Consider the following 21,510-nt stretch of genomic DNA (forward strand, 5'->3'; position numbering starts at 1 on the left):
CCGCACGGCCTGCGACATTTTGACCCCAAGCCGGAAGAGCCCCGGAACAGACGCCGTTCCGGGGCTTTCGTCACGCCATCATTGCCCAGGATAGAGGCGCTGGAACCCTTCGGTCACGCGGGCGACCACCGACGGGTCGCGGTCGCGCCAGTAGCGCGGGTCGCGCATCAACGTCTGCAACTCCGCCTCGCCGCCGCCGGGCGCGCGGCCGGCCGGCAGGGACAGGGCGGCGGGCTCGTTGCCCGTCATCATCCGGTGGAGCGCCATGATGCCTTCATAGGTCGTGGACAGCCCCTCCACCGCCGCCGGGGGCAGGTTCTTGCCGGCCCAGGCGAGCAGCTGGCGCGACACTTCCCGCCAGCGTTCCTCGCCACCGAAATGGGCGACCAGCCGTTCGACCTCGCGCTCGGCCTGGAACTCCGCGGCCAGCTCCTGGATCAGCGGCACCAGCCGCTCGGCGGCGAGGTCGTAGACCAGCTGCGCCTGATCCGGCGTGAAGCCGGCGCCGTGCAGGCGGCTGTTGATGTCCGGGTCGGGCTGGAACATGCCGTGGTCGCAGGCGATGCAGTAGCCGTCCGGACCGTCCGGCACGCCCAGCGCCTTCAGCAGGCTCGGACGGTCCGCCGGCTCCTGTGCGGAAGGAGGGACGGAAGCGGGGGCGGACAGCTTGCGCTCCAGCTCCAGATAGGACTTCAGCAGGGCGTCCACGCGCACCGCGCCCGTCTCCGGATCGCGGAACTTCTCGGGCACCGGCGGCAGGCCGTCCGGACCCGGAAAAGAGGAAGTCAGCAGATTTTCGGCCATCAGGGTCTCCATTCGGTATGAAATTCAGTTCGCCTGGCCGCGCGCGACCAGGGCGAGGATGAGGGCGACCAGCGCGCGCTGGCCTTCCAGGTGGCGCAGCGCCGGCTCGGGCGCGTCGGGGGCGAGCGTGCGTTCCAGCGTCATCGCCTTCAGCACGCCCAGCACCCGCGCCCCGTCCGCCCCGGCGAAGCAGCGGCCAAAGCTCAATGCCGGGTCGCTCGGCGCCGGACCATCCTCCTTCGACGCGGGCGCAACGCCGTCGAGCCAGTCCCAACCGGCGGGCTCAGCCATGACCGGCCTCCCCCAGGGGCATGGCCGGCTGCGGCGGTGCTTCCGCCCGCACCAGCTTGGCGGGCACGCCGAAGGCTTCGCCCAGCCAGCGCGCGGTCGCCGCCGCGTCCACGGTGGCCAGCGCCTCCGGCCCCAGCTGCTGGGCCGTCTCCAGCCAGCGCAGCGTCGCCTGAACGTCGCGCTGTGCCTGCGCCTGGGCCAATGGCGAGCGGTGCTGGAGTTCGACCAGCCGCCCGTCCACCGTAATGTCCGGGATTTCGCCGCGTCGCCGCAGAATGCCGACAGCCCGCAGCACCAGCGGGGTCAGCAACTCCGCCTGCAAGCGCCCGTAGGTGGCGCCCAGCAGCCGGGCCATTTCGGTGGAGCGCTCCAGCACCTCGGTCGCGGTCATGCGCGGCTGGTCCAGGGGCGCCAGCCGGTCGGCCAGCAGCGCGTGGCGGATGCGCGCCCGCAGGTCGTCCAGCACCAGCTGCGACACGTCGAACCGCCCCGGATTGGCGAGCGGCGTCAGCCCGGCCGACCCGACCGCTTTGGGGATGATCGTCCCCGGCACCAACCGGATCGTCGCCGGGTTCAGCACCCCGTCGTCGTCGGCCTGCCAGATGCCGGTCACCGCGACCGACGCGTTTTTCAGCACCAGCTCGACGACCTTGTTGGCGGTCTTGATGTCGGGCAGCGCCTTCATGACCGGGGAGCGCCCATAGACCTCTCCCGGCGCCTTCAGCCAGCGGAAATTGACGAAAGGCGATTGCGCGAAGCGCCCCTCCGCCAGCCGGCTCGGCTCGGCCAGCCCGCTGTCCAGCACCACCGCCCAGCGGTAGGCGGCACCGTCCGGCAGCACGGCCTCGACCACCGGGAAACGGCTGTCCGGTTCGTCCCTGCCGCGCCGCCGCACCTCCTCGGGGATCTCGGCGCCGGGAAAGCGCCGTTCGATCTGGGCGAGCGTCGCCTCGCTGCGCCGGAAGGTGCCGTCCAGGCGCCCGTCCGCCCCTTCCTCCAGCACCGCCTCGGCCAGCGGCACGGCGGTGAAGCGCAGGCTGGACGCGGCCCCCGGCGGTGCCTCCTCCATCAGCAGGCAGGCGGTGCCCACAGTCACCAGATCGAGGAAGGCCTGATGGATCTCGACCGCGAAGTTCGACCGGTCGAAATGCGCCTGCACGATGCCGGCCGCGCGGTCGAGCATCGGGGCGACCCGGTCCCGCTCGGCATCCGACAGGGTCGGCCCTGGCTGAAGCCCGAACCAGCGCGACCAGGGCGGGGTCAGCTGGGACAGCAGGCTCGCCGCCAACTGCTCCACGGCATCGGGTGCCGTGCCGTCGAACAGCCGGTCCACGCGCCGCTCCCCCGGAGTCCCGGTGCCATGGAACGGCCGGGCGTTGGGCAGGGCGTGGTCGTAGCATTCCTGCCAGTGGCTTTCCCAGACCGACCGGCGCTCCCGCGCCACGCGGTAGCGTTCCAGCAGAGCCGTCGGTTCCGACAGCGCTTTCCCAACGGATTTGTCTTTCTCGCTCATCGCGTCATTCCCCGAGCAGGCGCTTGCGCGTTGGCGCCGCCGCGTTGGTGTCCAGCACCCCGCGCCAGGAGGTCTGCACCGTACCCGCGCGGCTGCGCGTGCGCCGCTGCATGGCCGTCTCGGCCACCTTCGCGGGATCCTGCTCCTCCGGCGCCGGGTTCGTGGGTGTCGGTGGGGCCGGCGGCGGGGGAGGTGGCGGCGGAGGAGGAGGTGGAGGCTGGTAGGTCACCCACCACGGCGGGTCGTACTGCGGTGGAAGTGGAGGCGGCGGGGGCGGTGGCGGAGGAGGTGGCGGAGGAGGCGATGGGGGCGGTGGCGGTGGGGGAGGAGGTGGAGGCAGCGCTACCACCGGAGGCGGCGGAGGAAGCGGCGGCGGGGGTGGAGGTGGCGGCGACGACGGCCGCGGCGTCTGAAACAGATTGGCCATGGGCGGGTCTTTCTTCTCGAATCGGGGCTTGTCGGAATGGGGAAAGGGTCAGGCGGCGGTACAGCTGCCAGGGCGTCACCACGAAGGGAGCGTGCAGGCCGAGCACGCGCTTGACCGCCTCGACGCAGGTGAAGGGTCCCCAGGGCGCCGGGCGGGTCAGGCCACGGCGCACCGGCGCCGCGACCACTTCCATCCCCTGCCCGCGGAACCAACCCGGCAGGTCCCAGCCCGGCGCCACGTCGAGCACCGCCACGTCCATGAAGGTCGCCAGCGGATCGACCATCACCCAGCGCCGCCCATCGTTCAGCAGCGCCAGGCAGTGCCGAAAGCCGGGCTTCAGCAGCCGCAGCCACCACAGCTCCGCGTCGCCCCGGAACACCACCCAGGCGCGCGGGGTCTCGGGTGAAACGGCGGGCATCCGGCTCATTGCACGATGCCCTTTTCGCGCAGCACGGGGTTGATGCGGTCGAACGCCTCGCGCCACAGGATGTGGGCGCGCTGCTCGCGGTGGCGCTCCGGGTCCGGCGGCAGCAGGCGGCGGCCGTAATGGACCAGCACATGCAGGTGATCGCGCACCAGCAGCCGGCGGCGGTACAGCCGGTCCACGGCGCGCAGCACGTCGCCGGGTTCGCACGGGCGCTGCACCAGCCCCCGCCCCGCCTGCACCCGCGCGCCGGCCGCCTTGGCCTCCTGCGCCTGGACCGACCAGAACCACGCCTCCTCGGCGCTGCCGAAAGGCACCCCGTCGGCGTCGGCGAGGACCATGGAGTAATTGCGGTGACAGGCCATGCTGGGTCTCCCGGAAGCTTATGCACGCGAGGGTTCGCCGGCCGGCCATCCTTCGCCTTTCCCGCCCTGCGGCGGTGGCGATGCACGGGCACGGCGAACATCTGTTCGCGTTATGTTCTGATTATATTCCTCCGTCAAGGAAAATATGAAAAGCTTCCTAGGGACGGGGCGCGGCGTTTATGAGATTATCGTCCCATGCTAAAACACGCGGATATCTGGCGGGCCATCGACCGCCTAGCGGCCCAGAACGGGCTGTCGGCCTCCGGACTCGCGCGGCGCGCCGGGCTGGATCCGACGACGTTCAACAAAAGCAAGCGGACCACCGGGGACGGCAAGCTGCGCTGGCCTTCGACGGAGAGCGTGTCCAAGGTCCTTGAGGCCACGAACGCCTCCCTATCGGAATTCGTCAGCCTGATCGGCGATTCGGGCACCGGCGGTTCGGTGCAGCGCGTCCCGGTCATCGGCTACGCGCAGGCGGGCAGCGCCGGCTATTTCGACGATGCCGGCTACCCGGCCGGCAGCGGCTGGGACGAGCTTCTGTTCCCCAGCATCGGCGACCCGCACGCCTACGCGCTTGAAATCTCCGGGGACAGCATGGACCCGGTCTACCGCGACGGCGACACCATCATCGTCTCGCCGGCCGCGCAGATCCGCCGTGGCGACCGCGTCGTGGTGCGCACCAAGGGCGGCGAGGTTCTCGCCAAGCAACTGGCTCGGGAAACCGCGACCAAGATCGAGCTGCTGTCCATCAACCGCGCCCACCCCGACCGCAGCATCCCGCGCACCGACGTGGCCTGGATCGCCCGCATCGTCTGGGCCAGCCAGTAAGGCAAACCCAGCAGGGGCAGCCTGTCCTAGGACAATTATCCTTGATTGATCCAGCGGAAGCGACTACCGTCTTCCGCATGGATCGCTCGGCCATTACCCAACTCGACGACCTGCACCGCTCCCACGACGGCCCACTGCCGCCCGAGGCTTTGCAAACCGCCATTCTGGGTGGAGCAACCCGCCGCGCGGCCCTGGCCCACGCCGCCCGTCTCGCCCTGCATTCTCGCTTGGCCGCCGAAGCGCGACTCGGCACCGCCCGCCGCCGCGCCACCCTCCCCGCCTCCAGTGCCCCGGCCGATCCCTGGCTGTCCCGCCTGTCGGCCACCCTGGCGCACCATCGCAACGCCGCCTGTTCCTGCGGTGGGCCTCCCCTCCCCCGCCGCAAGGTGGGGGAGGGTTAGGGTGGGGGCTCGTCGCGACCACTCCACCCCAAACCTCAATCCCCCGACGCCGGCTTCTCCGCCTTGATCGCCGCCGCATCGACCGTCACCACCGGAGCCGGCGACTGCGCGGCCAGCGCGACCGGCGCCGCCTCCGTGCGCTTCGACACCGGAGCCTTTCTCACCGCCGGCTTCTTCTCCGGCGCAGCCTTCTTCACAGGAGCGGGCTTCGAAGCCACCTCCGCCTTCGGGGTCGGGGCAGCGGCGGGCTTCGCCTCGTTCACCCCCACCGTCTCCGCGTCGACCAGCGCGGCCTTCTCGCCGCCCTTCTTCAGCACCTTGCTCTTGGAAAAGCCGGCCTTGCGCAGCGCGCCCTTCAGCTCGTCCCAGGCCAAACGGATCTCGGTGGCGAAAATCTTCGCTTCGCCGTCCCGATGGGTGCGGAAATACTCGGCGGCGGCGCGCATCTGCGCCGGCAGGGTCTCCGCCCCGGCGCGCACCGCCTCGTTGCGCAGGCTGTTCCGCCGGTTGGCCAAGTAGGTGGCGATTTCCGACAGTTCTTCCGGCGTGCAGGCCTTTTGCAGCTTGTCGGTCACGGCGGGCGCCGCCTTGTCAATCTTCCCGACAACCTCCGACCGCCCCCGCTTCAAATCCGGGTCGTAGGTGGTCCGGATGACCTGGATGACCCGGCGCCGCTCGCGAAACTGCATGACCCTCGTCCTTTCCCCTCAGGGCGGCACCGGCCCTTCGCCGGCACCGCCAATCCGGAATCATCATGCCCACAGATGGGCCGCACATCAAGCCCGATACCGGGCCGCATACCTCCTCAGTGGCCATCTCAGCGGAAGGCGAATTCCCAATACAGGGCACGCGCCCGCTTGAAGAAGGGTCCGGCTTCCTTCTCCCGGTTTTCAACCTTCGTCACCGGCACGACCTTCGAATAGTTGCCGGTGGAGAAGACCTCGTCCGCCTCCAGCACGTCGCGGGGGCTCAGCGTGCATTCCTCCACCACGGCCCCATCGTCGCGCAGCAGCGCGATCACGCGCTGGCGTGTGATGCCGTTCAGGAAGGTGCCGTTGGGGACCGGCGTGCGCACCACCCCGTCCTTGGCGATGAACAGGTTGGAGGTGGCGAACTCCGCCACGTTGCCGATGGGGTCCAGCATAATCGCGTTGCCGAAGCCGCGCGCCTTCGCCTCAATCAGCGCCAGCCCGGCGTTCGGGTACAGCGCCGCGGCCTTCGCCAGCGTCGGCGCCATGTCCGGGGCCGGCCGGCGGCGGGTCGAGATGCAGGCGGTGAAGCCGCCGATGCCCGGCAGCGGTTCCTCGTTCAGCGTCAGCACGAACCGGGTGGTCTCCGGCGAGGGCGCGACGAAGCCCTCCTCCGCGTAGAACATCGGCTTGATGTACAGCTCCGCGTCCTTGGGGAAGCGGCGGATGCCGTCCCAGCACAGCTCCTCGATCTCGCCGGCGGTCAGCATCGGCGCCAGCCCCAGGGCCTGCGCCGACCGGACGGCGCGCGCGCAGTGCAGATCCAGGTCGGGAGCGACGCCCTGAAAGGCCCGCGCCCCATCGAAAACGACCGAGGAAAGCCAGATCGCGTGCGTCATCGGGCCGATGATCGGCGGGTTGCCCGCGATCCATTCGCCATTGATGTAGCTCAGCGCCTGACCGGCCGTGTTCCCCATGATGATCACCTTCTCCGTTTCGGTGTGCCGCAATCGGGTCGATTGCTCCCTCAAAAAGCATACCCCCTCATCGCGCTCGGTCAACGGGCGCGGATGGGCCATGTGGATGGTTGATATTCCGCACCGCAAACAAAGTGAGGAGGGTTCGATCCATGGGTTGGATTTCCCCGACGCCCGCTCCGCAGCCGCTTCGCGCAGCCCCGCCCCGCCCGCAGCCGCCGCAGCACGAGGATCTGCCGACGCCGGCGCCCACCACCGACAACCCGGACCTGCCCACCCCCGGCCCGCAGGATCGCGGCATCCCGCCGACTCCGGATTCCGACATCGCGCCGTCGCGGCCGACCGACCCGGACTTCGCGTAACCTTCAAAACACCAGCCCCAAAAACGAACGAGGCGCCCCAGTGGGGCGCCTCGCCGTTTCTTGCTGTCCTTGCGATCCGCGTATCAGCGGCGCACGACCATCAGCTTCTTGATCTCGGCAATGGCCTTGGCGGGGTTCAGACCCTTCGGGCACGCCTTGGTGCAGTTCATGATGGTGTGGCAGCGATACAAACGGAACGGATCCTCGAGGTTGTCGAGGCGCTCGCCCGTCATCTCGTCGCGGCTGTCGACGATCCAGCGGTAGGCCTGCAGGAGGATCGACGGACCGAGGTAACGGTCGCCGTTCCACCAGTAGCTGGGGCAGGAGGTCGAGCAGCAGAAGCACAGGATGCACTCGTAGAGGCCGTCCAGCTTGGCGCGGTCCTCCGGCGACTGCAGGCGCTCGCGGCTCGGGGCCGGGGACTGCGTCTGCAGCCACGGCTTGATCGAGGCCAGCTGGGCGTAGATGTGCTTCAGGTCGGGGACGAGATCCTTCACCACCGGCATGTGCGGCAGCGGGTAGATCTTCACGTCGCCCTTCACGTCCTCGATGGCCTTCAGGCAGGCCAGCGTGTTCGTGCCGTCGATGTTCATCGCGCAGGACCCGCAGATGCCCTCGCGGCAGGAGCGCCGGAAGGTCAGGGTCGAGTCGATGTTGTTCTTAATGTAGATGATCGCGTCCAGGATCATCGGGCCGAACTTGTCGAGGTCGACGATGTAGGTGTCGACCCGCGGGTTCTGGCCGTCTTCCGGGGACCAGCGGTAGATCTTGAAGGTCTTGGCCCGCTTGGCGCCGTTGGCGGCGTTGATGGTCTTGCCGACGCCGACCTTGGAATTGGCGGGCAGGTTGAATTCGACCATGGTTCGTATCCTTGCCTTGCTCTCTTGCGCCTTAGTAGACGCGGGCCTTCGGCGGGAACACCTGCACTTCGTCGGTCAGGGTGTAGAGATGGACCGGACGGTAGCCGATCTTCGTCTCACCCTTGTCCGACACCGAAATGACGGTGTGCTTCATCCAGTTCTCGTCGTCGCGGTCCGGATAGTCCTCGCGGGCATGCGCGCCGCGGCTTTCCGGCCGGTTCTTGGCCGAGTGGAGCGTGGCGACCGCCTGGTACAGCAGGTTGTCCAGCTCGATGGCCTCGACGAGGTCGGAGTTCCACACCAGCGACCGGTCGGTGATCGCGACGTCGTCCTTCTTGGCGAAGGTCTGGTCGATGAGCTTGACGCCCTCTTCCAGCACCTCGCCGGTGCGGAACACCGCGCAGTTGTTCTGCATGGTCTTCTGCATTTCCAGACGCAGGTCGGCCGACTTGATCGAGCCCTTGGCGTTGCGGATGCGGTCGAAGCGTTCCAGCGCGAGGTCCGTACCGGCGGCGGACACCGACACCGACTTGCCCTTCTCGACGATCTCGGCGGCGCGGATGGCGGCCGAACGGCCGAACACCACGAGGTCGAGCAGCGAGTTGGAGCCCAGACGGTTCGCACCGTGCACCGACACGCAGGCCGCCTCGCCAATCGCCATCAGGCCGGGCACCACGGCGTCCGGGTTGTCGGCGGTCGGGTTGACGACCTCGCAACGGAAGTTGGTGGGGATGCCGCCCATGTTGTAGTGCACGGTCGGCAGAACCGGGATCGGCTCCTTGGTGACGTCCACGTTCGCGAAGATCTTGGCCGTCTCGGCGATGCCGGGCAGGCGCTGGTGGATGATCTCGGCCGGCAGGTGCTCCAGGTGCAGATGGATGTGGTCCTTCTGCGGACCAACGCCACGGCCCTCGCGGATCTCGATGGTCATCGAGCGGGACACGACGTCGCGCGACGCTAGGTCCTTGGCCGACGGGGCGTAGCGCTCCATGAAGCGCTCACCGTTGGAGTTGGTCAGATAGCCGCCCTCGCCGCGCACGCCCTCGGTGATGAGGCAGCCGGAACCGTAGATGCCGGTCGGGTGGAACTGCACGAACTCCATGTCCTGCAGCGGCAGGCCAGCGCGCAGCACCATGCCGCCGCCGTCGCCCGTGCAGGTGTGGGCCGAGGTAGCGGAGAAGTAGGCGCGGCCGTAACCGCCCGTCGCCAGCACGACCAGCTGGCCGCGGAAGCGGTGGATGGTGCCGTCGTCCAGGTTCCAGGCGACGACGCCCTTGCACACGCCGTCTTCCATAATCAGGTCGAGCGCGAAATACTCGACGAAGAACTCCGCCTCGTGCTTCAGCGACTGCTGGTAGAGCGTGTGCAGGATGGCGTGGCCGGTGCGGTCGGCGGCCGCGCAGGTGCGGTAGGCCTGCTGCTTGCCGTAATGCGCGGTCATGCCGCCGAAGGCGCGCTGGTAGATCTTGCCTTCCGGCGTGCGCGAGAAGGGCACGCCGTAGTGCTCCAGCTCGATGATCGCCGGGATTGCCTCGCGGCACATGTACTCGATGGCGTCCTGGTCACCCAGCCAGTCCGACCCCTTCACGGTGTCGTACATGTGGAAGCGCCAGTCGTCCTCGCTCATGTTGCCCAGCGCGGCGGAGATGCCGCCCTGCGCCGCGACGGTGTGCGAGCGGGTCGGGAAGACCTTGGTGATGCACGCCGTCTTCAGGCCCTTCTCGGCCATGCCGAAGGTGGCGCGCAGGCCCGCACCACCGGCACCGACGACGACGACGTCATAGGAGTGATCGATAATATCGTAGGCGGCCATGGCTCGTCAGGCTCCGAACGAAATCTTGAGGACGGCAATGATGCCGGCAGCGGCCAGCGCGAAGCCCAGGAACTTCACGGCGATGATGGCCGCCAGCTTCGCCCACTCATTGTGGACGTAATCCTCGATGACGACCTGCAGACCGCCCACCGCGTGGTGGAAGGTGACGCCGATCGTGAGAACCATCATCAGGGCCGAGAAGGGCGACTGCAGCCAGGCGGTGAAGGCGGCGTGGTCGGCGCCCAAGTGGCGGATCACGCCGAACACGAACCAGACGGTCAGCGGGATCAGCGCGATGGCCGACAGGCGCTGGTGCCACCAATGCTCGGTGCCGTACTTGGCGGAACCGAGACCACGGACCTCGGCCAGCGGCGTGCGCAGGGACTTGTTGGACAGGTTGGCGGACATGGTCTCTCTCCTCACCACACGGCCAGACCGACGATCCAGGCCAGGATCGTCAGGCCCAGGGAGGCGCCGGCGACGATGTAGGCGCCCTTCTCGGCGTTCTTCAGCTCGAACGAATAGCCGGCGTCCCACACCAGATGGCGGATGCCGTTGGCGAGGTGGTAGAACAGCGCCCAGGTCCAGCCGAACATCAGCAGCAGGCCGATGCCCGAACCGATGAACTTCTGCGCGCGCGCGAAGGCGTCCGGCCCGGCGGCGGCGGCGACCAGCCACCACGTCAGCAGCAGCGTGCCCACGGCCAGCCCCACGCCCGTGATGCGGTGCGTGATGGACAGCGCCATGGTCCATTCGAACTTATAGATCTGGAGGTGCGGGGAGAGCGGCCGACCGCTGCCGTTTGCCATTGCGTCGTCCTCTGTTCGGCGGCCGGTTCGGCAAGGGAGGGCTGCTGCCGCGCCGGCGGGTGGAGCGAGACCGAAGGTTCGGGTCCTACTTTGATTGGCGGATTGAATTACGCTTCTCCCGCACACGAGTCAACGGCGGGGGCTGGGCCGTGAGAATTTTGGCGCATTGCGGGAAGTCGCTGAAAACAAAGGGCGATTACAAAATCTGGTATTACCAGAGGCGCCATGGTGTTTTTACGGTCAACGCCGGAACGACGCCTGACCCGACGACAATCGTCCCTCCGACGTCACACCATGCAATCCACCCATTGTTTCCGTTGGCGCGATGCCAGACCTCCGCCACCGGTGGTCCGCGCCGATCGTCGCAAGTCCCCCACGACACACCGCCCCATACGATTGATCTGGACGGCCAACAACCAATCAGGAGAAAATCAAGAGAAACAGTCAACCCATTCGGGTGTGCCGCGCCGATCAAACAACCTCGATACGCCACACCATGAACAAGCATTGGAACGAAGGCTGCGACCAGGAGTCCGGGGAACCGTGCACCCTTTTCACGAAACGGGCTCCGATCAGCGTCATGGCCGAAGCCGTCAGCCTGATGTATGGGCTGCACATGATTCCCATAGCGGAATCGGCCCCGGTGATCGATTTTCACCTCAGTGCCGAGCGGCTCGCGAGCGAGTTCGACAGAACCCTCCGCGCAATGCTCGACGGCGTTCGCCCGGCGATCAGCCCCGGCAAATCGGACGGAAGCCTCGCCCGCGCCGTTGTCGCCCTGTCCGCAATCAAGGGACAATATGCCAGGAACGCTCGCCCCCACACCATCGATCGGGCGAATTCGGTGTTCTCGATCTGCTCGAAGGTCGTCCTGACACACTTCATGAATATCATAAACCTAATCGAAGATCAAAGCCACAACGGGAGCAAAGAACACGCTTTAGGAAAAACCTATCAGGAATTCTTCAGGAATTTGGGGGAGAAGCTCTCTGATGAAGATTACGACACCACCAGCTTGATTATATTGCACCTTTCCGAACTTTACCTCCAAGAGGCCATTGATTTTTTGTCATCATACGGCATGCCCCAAGCCCGTTACAGAAACCACCTCCAAGCGAAAATCGATGCCGCATCGGCAACCTCCATCATTCGGCAGCTCGAATTTTCCGAGACGCACAAGCAGGCCGGCATCTCCATTCTCTCCTACTTCGCGAACGTGCTGAAGCAGAAGCAGCCCTCGGTCATTGCCTGCATCAAGATCGAGCAATCCGAATCGGTGATAAGGATGATCATCGAAACGCCGGAAGGCTCGAAAGAGATCGTCGAGAAAACGCTAGAAGGGTACGTTGAGGTCGTAACCGACAAGATCAAGCCGGAGGATTTTTTCGAAAACCCGCTTCACATCATGGAATTGAAGCACAAGCTGGAGATAGCCAAACTTGAAATCCGGCAGAAGGAAGAAATACTGAGGATTTCCGAGCGACAGCGCAGCGCCTTGGAGGATCGCGTCGCAAATCTCGAAAACATCGTCAGCGAACAATACCGAAGCATGGGGCACAATTTATCCAGTGTCGTCAACGTGACCGACAAGGTCGTCCTCTTGCTGGAAAGGACGGCGACGCAGCAGCTTTCCCCCTCGGTTTCCCAGCTTGTCGAAGACATCAAGGACACTATCAAAAATGGCGTCGACCACAACAACATAGAAGATATCAAGAAGGCGATTATCGAGATCAAAAACAAAGACACATCGGTCTTCACCCACCTCCTCGACATCCTCGGAAAAGGATCGGTATCGGGTGCGGCCGGCAACGAGCTTTACAAATGGATCGAATACGCCAGAGCGCTTCTGTAGCGATGAGGAAAATTTCTGATTAAAAACGCCTACTTGTCGAATCGACGAACGTTCTCAACCATCATCGAGTACATCTGAGTGATCAGTTCCGCTGGGCGCAGGCGGCCGAAGGGAATGTTCTCCTTGGCCCACTCCACCAGCCCTTCGGGCGGCTTGATGGGCGCGACCTCATAGCCGGCTTTCTTCAGGGCGCTCATCACCGACCGCGCCTGTTTCGTGTAGTCCTCGTTGAAGAAGGACTTGTCGGCATCCTTGATCGCCTTGGCGATGATGTCTTCCAGGGGGGTCGGCATGGCCCAATGCACAAGGTCACGGTCAATGGAACGGCCGCCGCACCGTGTCACATCGCGGGCGGCGTTGCAATTCCATTGGAAACCGCATACCTGAAGCCCTCTTCACAGCATTTCAGGACAGGGATTCACCGCCATGGGCTACACAGTCGCGGTCGTCGGCGCCACCGGCAACGTCGGACGGGAAATCCTGACCACGCTCGCCGACCGGAACTTCCCCGTCGACGAGGTGATCGCGCTGGCGTCGGAGAAGTCGATCGGCCAGGAGGTCTCCTTCGGCGAGGACGACATCCTCAAGGTCCAGGATCTCGCCAAGTTCGATTTCAAGGGTGTGGACATCGTGCTGTCCTCGCCGGGCGCCAAGGTGTCGGCGATCCATTCCCCGCGCGCGGCGGCGGCCGGTGCCGTGGTGATCGACAACACCTCGCATTTCCGCATGGATCCGGACGTGCCGCTGGTCGTGCCGGAGGTGAACCCCCAGGCCATCGCCAGCTATGAGAAGAAGGGCATCATCGCCAACCCGAACTGCTCGACCATTCAGATGGTGGTGGCGCTGAAGCCCCTGCACGACCGCTTCAAGATCCGCCGCGTGGTCGTCTCCACCTATCAATCCGTGTCCGGCGCCGGCAAGGACGGCATGGACGAGCTGTTCAACCAGACCCGCGCCATCTACGTGAACGACCCGGTGGAGAAGCAGGCCTTCACCAAGCAGATCGCCTTCAACGTCATCCCGCACATCGACGTGTTCATGGACGACGGCTACACGAAGGAAGAGTGGAAGATGAACGTCGAGACGAAGAAGATTCTCGACCCCAAGATCAAGGTGACCGCCACCTGCGTGCGCGTCCCGGTCTTCATCGGCCACGCGGAATCGATCAACATCGAATGCGAGGAGCCCATCACCGCCGACGAGGCGCGCGAGGTTCTGCGCAACGCCCCCGGCGTGACGGTGATCGACCACCGCGCCAACGAGGGCTACGTCTCCCCGGTCGAGGTGGCCGGCGACGATCCGGTCTTCGTCAGCCGCATCCGCGAGGACTACACCGTGGACAACGGCCTGTCCTTTTGGTGCGTGTCCGACAACCTGCGCAAGGGCGCCGCGCTGAACGCGGTGCAGATCGCGGAACTGCTGGCCCAGGATTATCTGAAGTAAGGAATGCGGCCCCCCTCCCGTCCGCGGCTGGGCCATGGACGGGAGGGGGGCAACAACACCTATCGCACGAACAGCCGATACAGCGCGGCGTGGTCCAAACCGCCGTCGCCCTGCTCGGCCAGCATCTCGAACAGTTCCAAGCTCAAGCCCAGCGCCGGCAGTTGGATGCCCGCCTGTTCGGCCAGCTCTTCCGCCTGCCGCAAATCCTTGATCTGGGTGGCCACGCGCCCGCCCGGCGTGAAGTCGCCGGTCACCATGCGCTGTCCGTGCAGTTCCAAAATCCGCGACTCCGCGAAGCCGCCGCGGATCGCCTCGCGCACCTTGGCCGGGTCCACCCCGGCGGCCTTCGCCAGAGCCAAGGCCTCCGCCACGGCCCCGATGGTCAGCGCGACGATCACCTGGTTGGCAGTCTTAGCGACCTGCCCGGCCCCGACATCGCCCACATGGGTGATGCGCTGCCCCAGCACGCCGAACAGAGGCAGGGCGCGGGCGAAGGCATCCTCGCCGCCGCCCGCCATGATGGTCAAGGTGCCGGCCTCCGCCGCCACCGTCCCGCCGGACACCGGAGCGTCCACCCACTCGGCACCCTTGGCGCGCACGGCTTCCGCGATCCGCCGCGTCGCCGCGACCGCCGTCGTCCCCATGTCGACGATGAGGTGACCCGGCCGCAGCGACTCCAGCAGAGACTCCGCGACCGTTTCCACCGCCACCGTGTCGGACAGCATCAGGATCACGGCGTCGGCGCGGGCCGCGACCTCGGCCGGGCTGGCGGCGGGGCTCATGCCTTCCTTCGCCAGTTCCTCGATCGGCCCCGGACTGCGACTGTGGATGACCAACGACGCGCCGGCCTTCGCCAGATTGCGCGCCATCGGCCGTCCCATCAGGCCGAGCCCAATGAAGCCGACCGTCCGTCCCGTGAGATCGTCCATCATGGTTCCACGATCACAGGCGCATGTGCCGGGCGCGGGCGCCGCGTTCGATGGCGGCGGCGCACAGCCGGTCCACCCCCAGCTTGTGCCGGATCATCTCCAGCATGCGCAGTTCCTCCTGCGAGGCGGAGGGATCGGCGGCGGCGATGTCGCAGGCGACCGCGTAGCCCGTCTCGGCCAGCTTGTGCGGGATGGCTTCCTTGATGATCTGCAAGGTGGTCTCCAGCCCGTCCGCGTCGGACAGCAGACCGGTGCACTCACGTGTCACGTCGGTCAGCCGTTCGATGTCGAAATCCTGGAAGACCGGCAGGTAGCGAACGTTCTCGCCAATCGCCTCAAGCTCCGCGTCCGTCATGTCGCCGTCGCAGGCCGACACAAGCACCATGACGTAGATGAGCGCGCTGTGATGGTTGATCATCGAATCTCCTTGGGCAAAGCCACTGCCAATCTTGCCCGCCGCCATCGCTCCGTCAAGGGAGCCATGCCGCAAACGGGGAGGTGCCCCGCTCGACAGGGGGCACGGCCACCCCGTAAGGTCGCATCCCATGTCGGTTGTCCTCAATGTGGCGCTCCCCGTCTTCGCCATCATCCTGGCGGGCGTCCTTTCCGGTAAGGCGAAGATTCTCGGCCCCGCCTCGTCGGAGGCGCTGAACAAGTTCGTCTACTGGATGGCCCTGCCGCCGGTATTGTTCCTGGGCACCGCGCGCCGCTCCCTGCCGGAGATCTTCAACGGCCCCTTCATCGGCGCGTTCCTGGGATCCATGCTGCTGGTCTACGCGCTGGGTGCGCTGCTCGGGTGGCTGATCCATCGGGAGCGGTCGCAGATCCTGTGCATGCAGGGGCTGAACGCCTGCTTCTCCAACACCGGCTACATGGGCATTCCCCTATTCCTGGCCGCCTTCGGCCCGGACCACCTCGCCCCCACCATCCTCGCCACCGTGATCATGAGCGCGATCATGGTCGGCATCGCGGTGATCTGGCTGGAATTCGCCAACAATCACGGCCACGGGCTGGGCAAGGCCCTGCGCGACGTGGGCCGGGCGCTGGCGAAAAATCCGCTGATCGTCTCCACGGCGGTCGGCATCGGCTGGTCGGTGTTCCTGCCCGGCGTCCCCGTGCCGCGCCCCATCGCCACCTATTGCGAGCTGATGGGCGCCTCGGCCGGCCCCTGCGCCCTGTTCGCCATCGGCCTGTTCCTCGCCACGCAGAGCCTGAAGGCAAACCTGATCGAGGTCGGCTGGATCAGCGCGCTGAAGCTTGTCGTGCAGCCGGCCCTGGCGTGGCTGCTGATCCAAACCCTATTCCCGCTGGACCCGTTCTGGGCCGGCTCGGCGATCATCCTGGCCGGCCTGCCGACCGGCGCGCTCACCTTCGTCGTCGCCTCGCAGTACCAGATCTACGTGGAGCGCACCTCCTCCGCCATCCTGGCCTCCACCATCCTCAGCGTGGTGACGCTGTCGGCGCTGCTGGCGATCTACGCACCCGCGCAATGAACCGGCGCTTTCCGTCACGCCGCTCGGGCGAAACCGCCCCGCCCGCGGTTCTTGTCAAGGCTCCGCCCGCCGTATAGACTGCGCCGCGCATCAAGAGTTGAGCGGACGCTCAACGCCAACCTGCTTCCCGAGCAAGGTGGCGTCCCGAAGGGGGATGTGGCCGAACCGGCAACCAAACGGGTCTCGCCATAATCTTTGCTCCGCTCGATGCGTTGGACAGCGGAGCAGAACGGCACATGCCCATCAAGATACCCGACGATCTCCCCGCCTGCGCGGCACTTCAGGCCGAAGGCGTCGTGATCATGCGCGAAACCGACGCCGTCCGGCAGGACATCCGCCCCCTGCGGTTCGGGCTGCTCAACCTGATGCCCGACAAGATCCGGACCGAAACGCAGATCGCCCGCCTGCTGGGCGCCACGCCGCTCCAGGTGGAGCTTTCGCTGATCCGGATCACCAACCATGTGCCGCGCAACACCTCCACGGACCACATGGGCGCCTTCTACCGGGCGTGGGAGGACGTCCGCCGGGAGACGTTCGACGGCTTCATCGTCACCGGCGCGCCGGTCGAGAAGATGCCGTTCGAGGAGGTCTCCTATTGGGACGAGCTGTGCGCGGTCTTCGACTGGACGCAAAGCCACGTCCATTCCTGCCTGAACATCTGCTGGGCGGCGCAGGCGGCCGTCCACCACTTCCACGGCGTGCCGAAGCACATCCTTCCGGCGAAGGCCTTCGGCGTGTACCGGCACCGCAATCTGGCGCCCGCGTCACCCTATCTGCGGGGCTTCTCGGACGATTTCTCCATCCCGGTCTCGCGCTGGACCGAGGTGCGCCGCGAGGATCTTCCCCCCGACGGCGGCCTGCGCGTGCTGATGGATTCGCCGGAGATCGGCCTCTGCCTGCTGGAGGATCCCGCCCACCGCTCCCTGCACATGTTCAACCACATCGAATACGATTCGGACACGCTGCGGAACGAGTATGTGCGGGACGCCGCTAAGGACGAGACCACGGCGCTTCCCCACGGCTATTTTCCGGACGACGACCCGACCCGCCCGCCCGAGAACCGGTGGCGGAGCCACGCCCATCTGCTGTTCGCGAACTGGATCAACCAGATCTACCAGACGACGCCGTTCGACATCGCGCGGATCGGGCAAGCGGACGCGGCCTGACGGCAGCCGACCGCCTCCCCCTACCAGCCCCGCAAAAACTCCGCCGTTTCCTCCACGGCCTCCTTGATGCCGACGCGCCGCACCTCGACGCCCTCCGGGAAAGCGCCAAACAGGCGGCTCGGCATCATGGGGTCGAGCAGCACGAACACGCCTGTGTCGTCCGCCCGCCGCACCAAGCGCCCAAAGGCCTGCTTCAGCCGCAGCCGCGCGATCATGTCCTCGTAGCGCCGCCGCCCGAAGGCGTCCCGCCGCGCCCGGTGCAGGATGTCCGGCCGGGGCCACGGCACGCGGTCGAACACGATCAGCCGCAAGCTCCGCCCCGGCACGTCCACCCCGTCGCGCACGGCGTCGGTGCCCAGCAGGCAGGCGTGCTCCTCACCCCGGAAAATGTCGATCAGGGTCGCCACGTCCAGCGGGTCCACATGCTGCGCGTAAAGCGGTACGCCCGCCCCATCCAGCGGCTCCACGATCCGGTCGTAGACGGCGCGCAGCCGGCTGATCGCCGTGAACAGCCCGAGTCCCCCGCCGCCCGCCGCCTGAAACAGCGAGCGATAGGCGGCCGACACCTGCCCCAGATCGTCCTTGCGCACGTCGGTGACCACCATCACCCGCGTCCGGTTGGGATAGTCGAACGGCGAAGGCACCTGCGCCCGAACCGCCGGCTTCGGCAGATGCGACGCGCCCGAGCGGTCCTCCGCCGCGCGCCAGTCCTGCTCCACGTCGCCCGTGCCGTCGGTCAGCGTCGCCGAGGTGACGACCATCCCGTGCGCCGGTCCGGCCAGCGCTTCCGCAAACGGAACGGTCGGGTCGATCCAGTGCCGGTACAGGCCCACATCGACATCGCGCCCGTCGATGCGCTCCACCGCGAACCAGTCCACGAACTGCGGCGGCGTCTCCACGGGCAGGGTCTTCAGCATGGACCGCCACGCCTCCACCGTCAGCGTGCCGCGCCGGTGCAGGCTGCGCGCCATGGCGTCGATGCGCCGCCGTTGGTCGCTGTCCAGCTCCGCCGCCTCGTCCTCCAGCCGGCTCGCCAGCCGCCGCGACAGCCCCTCCAGCGGTTCCGACAGCCGGACCAGCGCCTCTTCCAAAGCCTGCGCCGCCTCCAGCAGCCCGTCCACCGGATAGGCCTTGTCGGCCTCCAGGCTGTAGGGCCCGCCCTGCCCCGCCGTCCGCGCGTAGACCTGATGCCGCGCGGTCAGCAGAAAGCGCTCGGTCGGCCCCTGCGGGTTGTCGCCGGCCAGTCGCGCCGCCCAGCCGTCCGCCGGCAGCACCCGCGCGCCCAGCAGCACGGCATCGAGAAGTTCCAGCGCCTTGTCGTCGTTGGCGACCAGATCCTCCAGCCGCCGCTTCAGCCCGCGCGCCCGGCTGCGCCCGGTCTCCTCCGCGCCCAGCAGCCAGCGCCGCAGCTCCTGCGTCTCCCGCCCCGTCAGATGCCCCGCGAACGCGCTGTCCGCCGCATCGAACACATGATGCCCCTCGTCGAACACGTACCGCGTCGGCAAGGTCGGCTCTTCCCCGCCGCCCAGCGCCGCCTGGACCATGACCAGCGCGTGGTTGGCGATGACCACGTCGGCCTTGCGGGCGCGGCGGATGCTCTTCTCGATGTAGCAGCGGGCGTAGTGGTCACAGGCCGAATAGATGCACTCACCCCGCCGGTCGGCGAGGCCCAGCGTCCGCGCCCGCCCGGCGATGTCCACCAGCCATCCCGGAAAGTCGCCGCCGGTCATGTCGCCGTCGCGCGTCGCCGCCGCCCAGCGCGCCATCAGGCCTACACCCACGGCGTTGTGCGGCTGCATCGGCATGCCGCGCACGGCCTCTTCCAAGTTCAGCAAGCACAGATAGTTCTCGCGCCCCTTGCGCAGCACGACCTTGCGCGCCTTGGTCGCCGGGTCGGGGTAGAGGCGATCAAGCTCCGCGTCGATCTGGTGCTGGAGGTTGCGGGTGTAGGTGGAGATCCACACCGGCCCGCCGTTCTTCTCCGCCCAGACCGTGGCCGGCGCCAGGTAGCCCAGCGTCTTGCCGACGCCCGTTCCCGCCTCCGCCAGCACCACATTGGGCGTGTCCGGTGCGGGCCGGGGTGCGAAGGCCGCCGACACCGCGCTGGAATAGTCGGCCTGCTGCGGGCGCGGTTCGGCCTGCTTGCCGGGCACCGTCGCCGACAGCATCTCGGCCAGCCGCCGCCGTGCCTCATCCGGCTCCACAGGGTGATGCGCGGGCGGCGGTTCCGGTGGGCCGTCCTGCCATTCCTTGATGCGCATCCACACGCGCAGCCCCGCCCGCGCCGCCCCCTTGTCCGGCCCCTCCGGCTTGCCCAACGCCGCCAGCACGGCCGGCGCCCAGGGCCAGCCCGCGCGCCCCATCTCCCAGGCGAAAGCCACGGGATCGGACGCCTCCTCCCGCCCTGGCGTGCCCAGCAGCCCCAGCAACCGCCGCACCGCCCGCTGGAGGGCGACGGCGTCCGCCTCCAGCCCATCGGGGGTCGGCACGTCCAGCGCCTCGGCCAGCCCGCGCGGGGTCGGCACGCAGAAGCTCGCCGGCTTCACGAAGGCGAACAGCTCCAGCACGTCGAAGGCCGCGAACGGCTCGATCCCCAGCCGCCGCGCCATGGCCCGCGCATGGCAGACCAGCGGCGGCTGCCGGCGCACCAGACGGACGGCCGCGTCGCGGGACAGTTCCTCCACCTCGCCGTCGGGACTGAGCGCCACGACATGACGCGCGCCGGCCACGAGGGTCGGCGCGTCGTCGAGGCGGAAGCTGTTGGCTGGGACCGCAGTCATATCCATGCGGCGCAGTATAAAGGCCCCCGCCCGCGCAAAGCGAGCACAGCCGTGTTGACCGATCCGCTTGTCCCACCCGAAAGTGGCGCCCCGGCCCCAACCCCGCCCCAACCCCACATGGAGGGAGACGAACGGCATGCGGTTTTCGGTACGGCGTCTGCTGCGCTTGGCGGTCGCGATCGCGTTTGCCTTGGCCGCCTTCAGCGTCGGCTGGGCGGCGCTCTACCGCGTTGCGCCGGTCCCCGCCACGCCCCTCATGCTGATCCGCGCCGCCGGGGGCAGCGGCCTGGAGAAGGACTGGGTGCCGCTGTCGACCATCTCCCCCCACCTCGCCCGCGCGGTGATCGCGGCGGAGGACTCGCAGTTCTGCGGCCACGGCGGCTTCGACTGGGCCGCCATCGGCGAGGCGCTGGAGGACAACGAGGAGGGCGGACGCCTGAAGGGCGGCAGCACGATCAGCCAGCAGACCGCCAAGAACGCCTTTCTCTGGCCCGACCGTACCTGGGTCCGCAAGGGCGTGGAGGCCTACTTCACCCTGCTGATCGAAACTCTCTGGCCCAAGCGCCGCATCCTGGAGGTCTACCTGAACATCGTGGAGTGGGCCGACGGCGTCTACGGCGCGGAGGCAGCATCACGCCACCATTTCAACAAGCCGGCCTCGTCCCTCACCCGCCGCGAAGCCGCCCTTCTCGCCGTCGTCCTTCCCAGCCCCCGCCGCTGGTCGCCGTCCACCCCCAGCGCCTACGTCGCTCGCCGCGCGAGCGTCATCGAACGCCGCATGGCGGTGGTGGAGCGGGAAGGGCTGGCGGGGTGCGTGCGTTAGGCGCTACCCCCGGCCATCCGCAGACTCACCACGCCCGCGACGATCAGCAGGATCCCCGCCAGCTTCAGCAGGCTGGCCGACTCCCCGAACACCCAGATGCCGATGGCCGCGATGGCCGCCGTGCCGACCGCCGACCAGATCGCGTAGGCGACCCCGACCTCGATGTCCTTCAGCGCCTGCGCCAGCAGCACGAAGGCTGCCAGATAGCAGACCACCACCGTCACGCCCGGCCACAGCCGGGTCATGCCGTCGGACATCTTCATGGCGGTGGTGCCGACGATTTCAAAGACGATGGCGATGGTCAGGTAGAGCCAGCTCATTCCGGTCCTCGGGAAAATGCCCTTCAGATGTGCGCGCTCATCCCCAAACGGGCAAGCGCCGGCTTGCACCACCCGCCCCGCGTCAGAATGCGCTATGCACAAGGAAGTAGTCCCGATGTATGAATGAGAAGCGCATCTCCA

The 21,510-nt window shown here is 67.4% G+C and carries 24 protein-coding genes and 1 riboswitch; of the genes, 8 read left to right on the top strand and 16 right to left on the bottom strand.

Annotated elements, in window-relative coordinates:
• Positions 1-78 precede the first annotated feature (78 nt).
• The 5 genes from J2852_RS13425 to J2852_RS13445 are packed head-to-tail and all read right to left on the bottom strand — an operon-like array spanning position 79 to position 3,824.
• Complete coding sequence (locus tag J2852_RS13425; RefSeq protein WP_209876199.1) at positions 79-804, bottom strand: capsid assembly protein; 726 nt, start codon at positions 802-804, stop codon at positions 79-81.
• A gap of 24 nt (positions 805-828) precedes the next feature.
• The gene (locus tag J2852_RS13430; protein WP_209876200.1) at positions 829-1,095 is read right to left on the bottom strand and encodes a Bbp19 family protein; all 267 of its coding nucleotides are present in this window, start codon (positions 1,093-1,095) and stop codon (positions 829-831) included.
• Positions 1,088-2,608, bottom strand: coding sequence for a portal protein (locus J2852_RS13435; RefSeq protein WP_209876201.1), 1,521 nt, complete (start codon positions 2,606-2,608; stop codon positions 1,088-1,090). Before J2852_RS13435 ends, J2852_RS13430 begins: the two co-directional genes overlap by 8 nt.
• Positions 2,605-3,462 (bottom strand): hypothetical protein, encoded by an 858-nt coding sequence (locus tag J2852_RS31535; RefSeq protein WP_246499588.1) that lies wholly within the window; start codon positions 3,460-3,462, stop codon positions 2,605-2,607. Before J2852_RS31535 ends, J2852_RS13435 begins: the two co-directional genes overlap by 4 nt.
• Positions 3,459-3,824 carry a hypothetical protein gene (locus tag J2852_RS13445; RefSeq protein ID WP_209876202.1) on the bottom strand — a complete coding sequence of 122 codons (366 nt, stop codon included), beginning with the start codon at positions 3,822-3,824 and terminating at the stop codon, positions 3,459-3,461. Before J2852_RS13445 ends, J2852_RS31535 begins: the two co-directional genes overlap by 4 nt.
• 195 nt (positions 3,825-4,019) lie before the next feature.
• On the opposite strand from J2852_RS13445, the gene J2852_RS13450 reads away from it, so the two are divergent.
• Together J2852_RS13450 and J2852_RS13455 are read left to right on the top strand one after the other, a co-directional pair.
• Entirely contained in the window at positions 4,020-4,652 is a 633-nt protein-coding gene (locus J2852_RS13450) for a LexA family transcriptional regulator (protein WP_209876203.1), read from the top strand.
• A gap of 41 nt (positions 4,653-4,693) precedes the next feature.
• Positions 4,694-5,053, top strand: a complete 360-nt coding sequence (locus J2852_RS13455; RefSeq protein ID WP_246499590.1) for a hypothetical protein — start codon at positions 4,694-4,696, stop codon at positions 5,051-5,053.
• Between the two features lie 35 nt (positions 5,054-5,088).
• Here J2852_RS13455 and J2852_RS13460 read toward each other — a convergent pair whose 3' ends face one another.
• Together J2852_RS13460 and J2852_RS13465 are read right to left on the bottom strand one after the other, a co-directional pair.
• Positions 5,089-5,742 (bottom strand): hypothetical protein, encoded by a 654-nt coding sequence (locus J2852_RS13460; protein WP_209876204.1) that lies wholly within the window; start codon positions 5,740-5,742, stop codon positions 5,089-5,091.
• Between the two features lie 128 nt (positions 5,743-5,870).
• Positions 5,871-6,719, bottom strand: coding sequence for a branched-chain amino acid aminotransferase (locus tag J2852_RS13465; RefSeq protein ID WP_209876485.1), 849 nt, complete (start codon positions 6,717-6,719; stop codon positions 5,871-5,873).
• Between the two features lie 152 nt (positions 6,720-6,871).
• Here J2852_RS13465 and J2852_RS13470 point away from each other — a divergent pair, with 152 nt between their 5' ends.
• A complete protein-coding gene (locus tag J2852_RS13470; RefSeq protein WP_209876205.1) occupies positions 6,872-7,081 on the top strand; it encodes a hypothetical protein in 210 nt (69 codons plus the stop codon).
• Positions 7,082-7,164: 83 nt separating this feature from the next.
• Here the strand turns inward: J2852_RS13470 and J2852_RS13475 are convergent, their stop codons facing one another.
• Genes J2852_RS13475 through sdhC form a run of 4 tightly spaced genes read right to left on the bottom strand, consistent with a single transcriptional unit; the run spans position 7,165 to position 10,563 of the window.
• Positions 7,165-7,941, bottom strand: a complete 777-nt coding sequence (locus tag J2852_RS13475) for a succinate dehydrogenase iron-sulfur subunit (RefSeq protein ID WP_209876207.1) — start codon at positions 7,939-7,941, stop codon at positions 7,165-7,167.
• Positions 7,942-7,972: 31 nt separating this feature from the next.
• Complete coding sequence (gene sdhA, locus J2852_RS13480; protein ID WP_209876208.1) at positions 7,973-9,754, bottom strand: succinate dehydrogenase flavoprotein subunit; 1,782 nt, start codon at positions 9,752-9,754, stop codon at positions 7,973-7,975.
• 6 nt (positions 9,755-9,760) lie between these two features.
• Positions 9,761-10,162, bottom strand: coding sequence for a succinate dehydrogenase, hydrophobic membrane anchor protein (gene sdhD / locus J2852_RS13485; RefSeq protein ID WP_209876211.1), 402 nt, complete (start codon positions 10,160-10,162; stop codon positions 9,761-9,763).
• A gap of 11 nt (positions 10,163-10,173) precedes the next feature.
• Positions 10,174-10,563 carry a succinate dehydrogenase, cytochrome b556 subunit gene (gene sdhC / locus J2852_RS13490; protein WP_209876213.1) on the bottom strand — a complete coding sequence of 130 codons (390 nt, stop codon included), beginning with the start codon at positions 10,561-10,563 and terminating at the stop codon, positions 10,174-10,176.
• 580 nt (positions 10,564-11,143) lie between these two features.
• Between sdhC and J2852_RS13495 the strand changes: the two genes are divergently transcribed.
• Complete coding sequence (locus J2852_RS13495) at positions 11,144-12,415, top strand: hypothetical protein (protein ID WP_209876215.1); 1,272 nt, start codon at positions 11,144-11,146, stop codon at positions 12,413-12,415.
• 29 nt (positions 12,416-12,444) lie between these two features.
• Here J2852_RS13495 and J2852_RS13500 read toward each other — a convergent pair whose 3' ends face one another.
• Positions 12,445-12,708: a hypothetical protein gene (locus J2852_RS13500; protein ID WP_209876217.1), complete on the bottom strand. Its 264-nt coding sequence runs from the start codon at positions 12,706-12,708 to the stop codon at positions 12,445-12,447.
• A 133-nt stretch (positions 12,709-12,841) separates the two neighbouring features.
• Between J2852_RS13500 and J2852_RS13505 the strand changes: the two genes are divergently transcribed.
• Positions 12,842-13,858 (top strand): aspartate-semialdehyde dehydrogenase, encoded by a 1,017-nt coding sequence (locus J2852_RS13505; protein WP_209876225.1) that lies wholly within the window; start codon positions 12,842-12,844, stop codon positions 13,856-13,858.
• A 59-nt stretch (positions 13,859-13,917) separates the two neighbouring features.
• On the opposite strand, the gene J2852_RS13510 is transcribed toward J2852_RS13505, so the two are convergent.
• Both J2852_RS13510 and J2852_RS13515 read right to left on the bottom strand, forming a co-directional pair.
• A complete protein-coding gene (locus J2852_RS13510; protein WP_246499592.1) occupies positions 13,918-14,790 on the bottom strand; it encodes an NAD(P)-dependent oxidoreductase in 873 nt (290 codons plus the stop codon).
• 10 nt (positions 14,791-14,800) lie between these two features.
• A complete protein-coding gene (locus tag J2852_RS13515; RefSeq protein ID WP_209876227.1) occupies positions 14,801-15,205 on the bottom strand; it encodes a tellurite resistance TerB family protein in 405 nt (134 codons plus the stop codon).
• A 127-nt stretch (positions 15,206-15,332) separates the two neighbouring features.
• Between J2852_RS13515 and J2852_RS13520 the strand changes: the two genes are divergently transcribed.
• Both J2852_RS13520 and J2852_RS13525 read left to right on the top strand, forming a co-directional pair.
• The gene (locus J2852_RS13520; protein WP_209876229.1) at positions 15,333-16,280 is read left to right on the top strand and encodes an AEC family transporter; all 948 of its coding nucleotides are present in this window, start codon (positions 15,333-15,335) and stop codon (positions 16,278-16,280) included.
• An 82-nt stretch (positions 16,281-16,362) separates the two neighbouring features.
• Positions 16,363-16,466: riboswitch (SAM-I-IV-variant riboswitch) on the top strand.
• Between the two features lie 50 nt (positions 16,467-16,516).
• Positions 16,517-17,446, top strand: coding sequence for a homoserine O-succinyltransferase (locus J2852_RS13525; protein WP_209876231.1), 930 nt, complete (start codon positions 16,517-16,519; stop codon positions 17,444-17,446).
• A gap of 20 nt (positions 17,447-17,466) precedes the next feature.
• Here the strand turns inward: J2852_RS13525 and J2852_RS13530 are convergent, their stop codons facing one another.
• A complete protein-coding gene (locus tag J2852_RS13530; protein ID WP_209876233.1) occupies positions 17,467-20,232 on the bottom strand; it encodes an ATP-dependent DNA helicase in 2,766 nt (921 codons plus the stop codon).
• A 130-nt stretch (positions 20,233-20,362) separates the two neighbouring features.
• On the opposite strand from J2852_RS13530, the gene mtgA reads away from it, so the two are divergent.
• Entirely contained in the window at positions 20,363-21,049 is a 687-nt protein-coding gene (gene mtgA, locus J2852_RS13535; RefSeq protein ID WP_209876234.1) for a monofunctional biosynthetic peptidoglycan transglycosylase, read from the top strand.
• On the opposite strand, the gene J2852_RS13540 is transcribed toward mtgA, so the two are convergent.
• Positions 21,046-21,369, bottom strand: coding sequence for a DMT family transporter (locus J2852_RS13540; RefSeq protein ID WP_209876235.1), 324 nt, complete (start codon positions 21,367-21,369; stop codon positions 21,046-21,048). The two genes, mtgA and J2852_RS13540, sit on opposite strands and share 4 nt — an antisense overlap.
• Positions 21,370-21,510 lie beyond the last annotated feature (141 nt).

This window comes from Azospirillum soli, assembly GCF_017876165.1.
Classification (GTDB): domain Bacteria; phylum Pseudomonadota; class Alphaproteobacteria; order Azospirillales; family Azospirillaceae; genus Azospirillum; species Azospirillum soli.

Bases quoted from the DNA above. Each gene is read 5' to 3' on its own strand.
- J2852_RS13425 (WP_209876199.1), bottom strand. From the start codon at position 804: ATGGCCGAAAATCTGCTGACTTCCTCTTTTCCGGGTCCGGACGGCCTG.
- J2852_RS13430 (WP_209876200.1), bottom strand. From the start codon at position 1,095: ATGGCTGAGCCCGCCGGTTGGGACTGGCTCGACGGCGTTGCGCCCGCG.
- J2852_RS13435 (WP_209876201.1), bottom strand. From the start codon at position 2,608: ATGAGCGAGAAAGACAAATCCGTTGGGAAAGCGCTGTCGGAACCGACG.
- J2852_RS31535 (WP_246499588.1), bottom strand. From the start codon at position 3,462: ATGAGCCGGATGCCCGCCGTTTCACCCGAGACCCCGCGCGCCTGGGTG.
- J2852_RS13445 (WP_209876202.1), bottom strand. From the start codon at position 3,824: ATGGCCTGTCACCGCAATTACTCCATGGTCCTCGCCGACGCCGACGGG.
- J2852_RS13450 (WP_209876203.1), top strand. From the start codon at position 4,020: ATGCTAAAACACGCGGATATCTGGCGGGCCATCGACCGCCTAGCGGCC.
- J2852_RS13460 (WP_209876204.1), bottom strand. From the start codon at position 5,742: ATGCAGTTTCGCGAGCGGCGCCGGGTCATCCAGGTCATCCGGACCACC.
- J2852_RS13465 (WP_209876485.1), bottom strand. From the start codon at position 6,719: ATGGGGAACACGGCCGGTCAGGCGCTGAGCTACATCAATGGCGAATGG.
- J2852_RS13470 (WP_209876205.1), top strand. From the start codon at position 6,872: ATGGGTTGGATTTCCCCGACGCCCGCTCCGCAGCCGCTTCGCGCAGCC.
- J2852_RS13475 (WP_209876207.1), bottom strand. From the start codon at position 7,941: ATGGTCGAATTCAACCTGCCCGCCAATTCCAAGGTCGGCGTCGGCAAG.
- sdhA (WP_209876208.1), bottom strand. From the start codon at position 9,754: ATGGCCGCCTACGATATTATCGATCACTCCTATGACGTCGTCGTCGTC.
- sdhD (WP_209876211.1), bottom strand. From the start codon at position 10,162: ATGTCCGCCAACCTGTCCAACAAGTCCCTGCGCACGCCGCTGGCCGAG.
- sdhC (WP_209876213.1), bottom strand. From the start codon at position 10,563: ATGGCAAACGGCAGCGGTCGGCCGCTCTCCCCGCACCTCCAGATCTAT.
- J2852_RS13495 (WP_209876215.1), top strand. From the start codon at position 11,144: ATGGCCGAAGCCGTCAGCCTGATGTATGGGCTGCACATGATTCCCATA.
- J2852_RS13500 (WP_209876217.1), bottom strand. From the start codon at position 12,708: ATGCCGACCCCCCTGGAAGACATCATCGCCAAGGCGATCAAGGATGCC.
- J2852_RS13505 (WP_209876225.1), top strand. From the start codon at position 12,842: ATGGGCTACACAGTCGCGGTCGTCGGCGCCACCGGCAACGTCGGACGG.
- J2852_RS13510 (WP_246499592.1), bottom strand. From the start codon at position 14,790: ATGATGGACGATCTCACGGGACGGACGGTCGGCTTCATTGGGCTCGGC.
- J2852_RS13515 (WP_209876227.1), bottom strand. From the start codon at position 15,205: ATGATCAACCATCACAGCGCGCTCATCTACGTCATGGTGCTTGTGTCG.
- J2852_RS13520 (WP_209876229.1), top strand. From the start codon at position 15,333: ATGTCGGTTGTCCTCAATGTGGCGCTCCCCGTCTTCGCCATCATCCTG.
- J2852_RS13525 (WP_209876231.1), top strand. From the start codon at position 16,517: ATGCCCATCAAGATACCCGACGATCTCCCCGCCTGCGCGGCACTTCAG.
- J2852_RS13530 (WP_209876233.1), bottom strand. From the start codon at position 20,232: ATGGATATGACTGCGGTCCCAGCCAACAGCTTCCGCCTCGACGACGCG.
- mtgA (WP_209876234.1), top strand. From the start codon at position 20,363: ATGCGGTTTTCGGTACGGCGTCTGCTGCGCTTGGCGGTCGCGATCGCG.
- J2852_RS13540 (WP_209876235.1), bottom strand. From the start codon at position 21,369: ATGAGCTGGCTCTACCTGACCATCGCCATCGTCTTTGAAATCGTCGGC.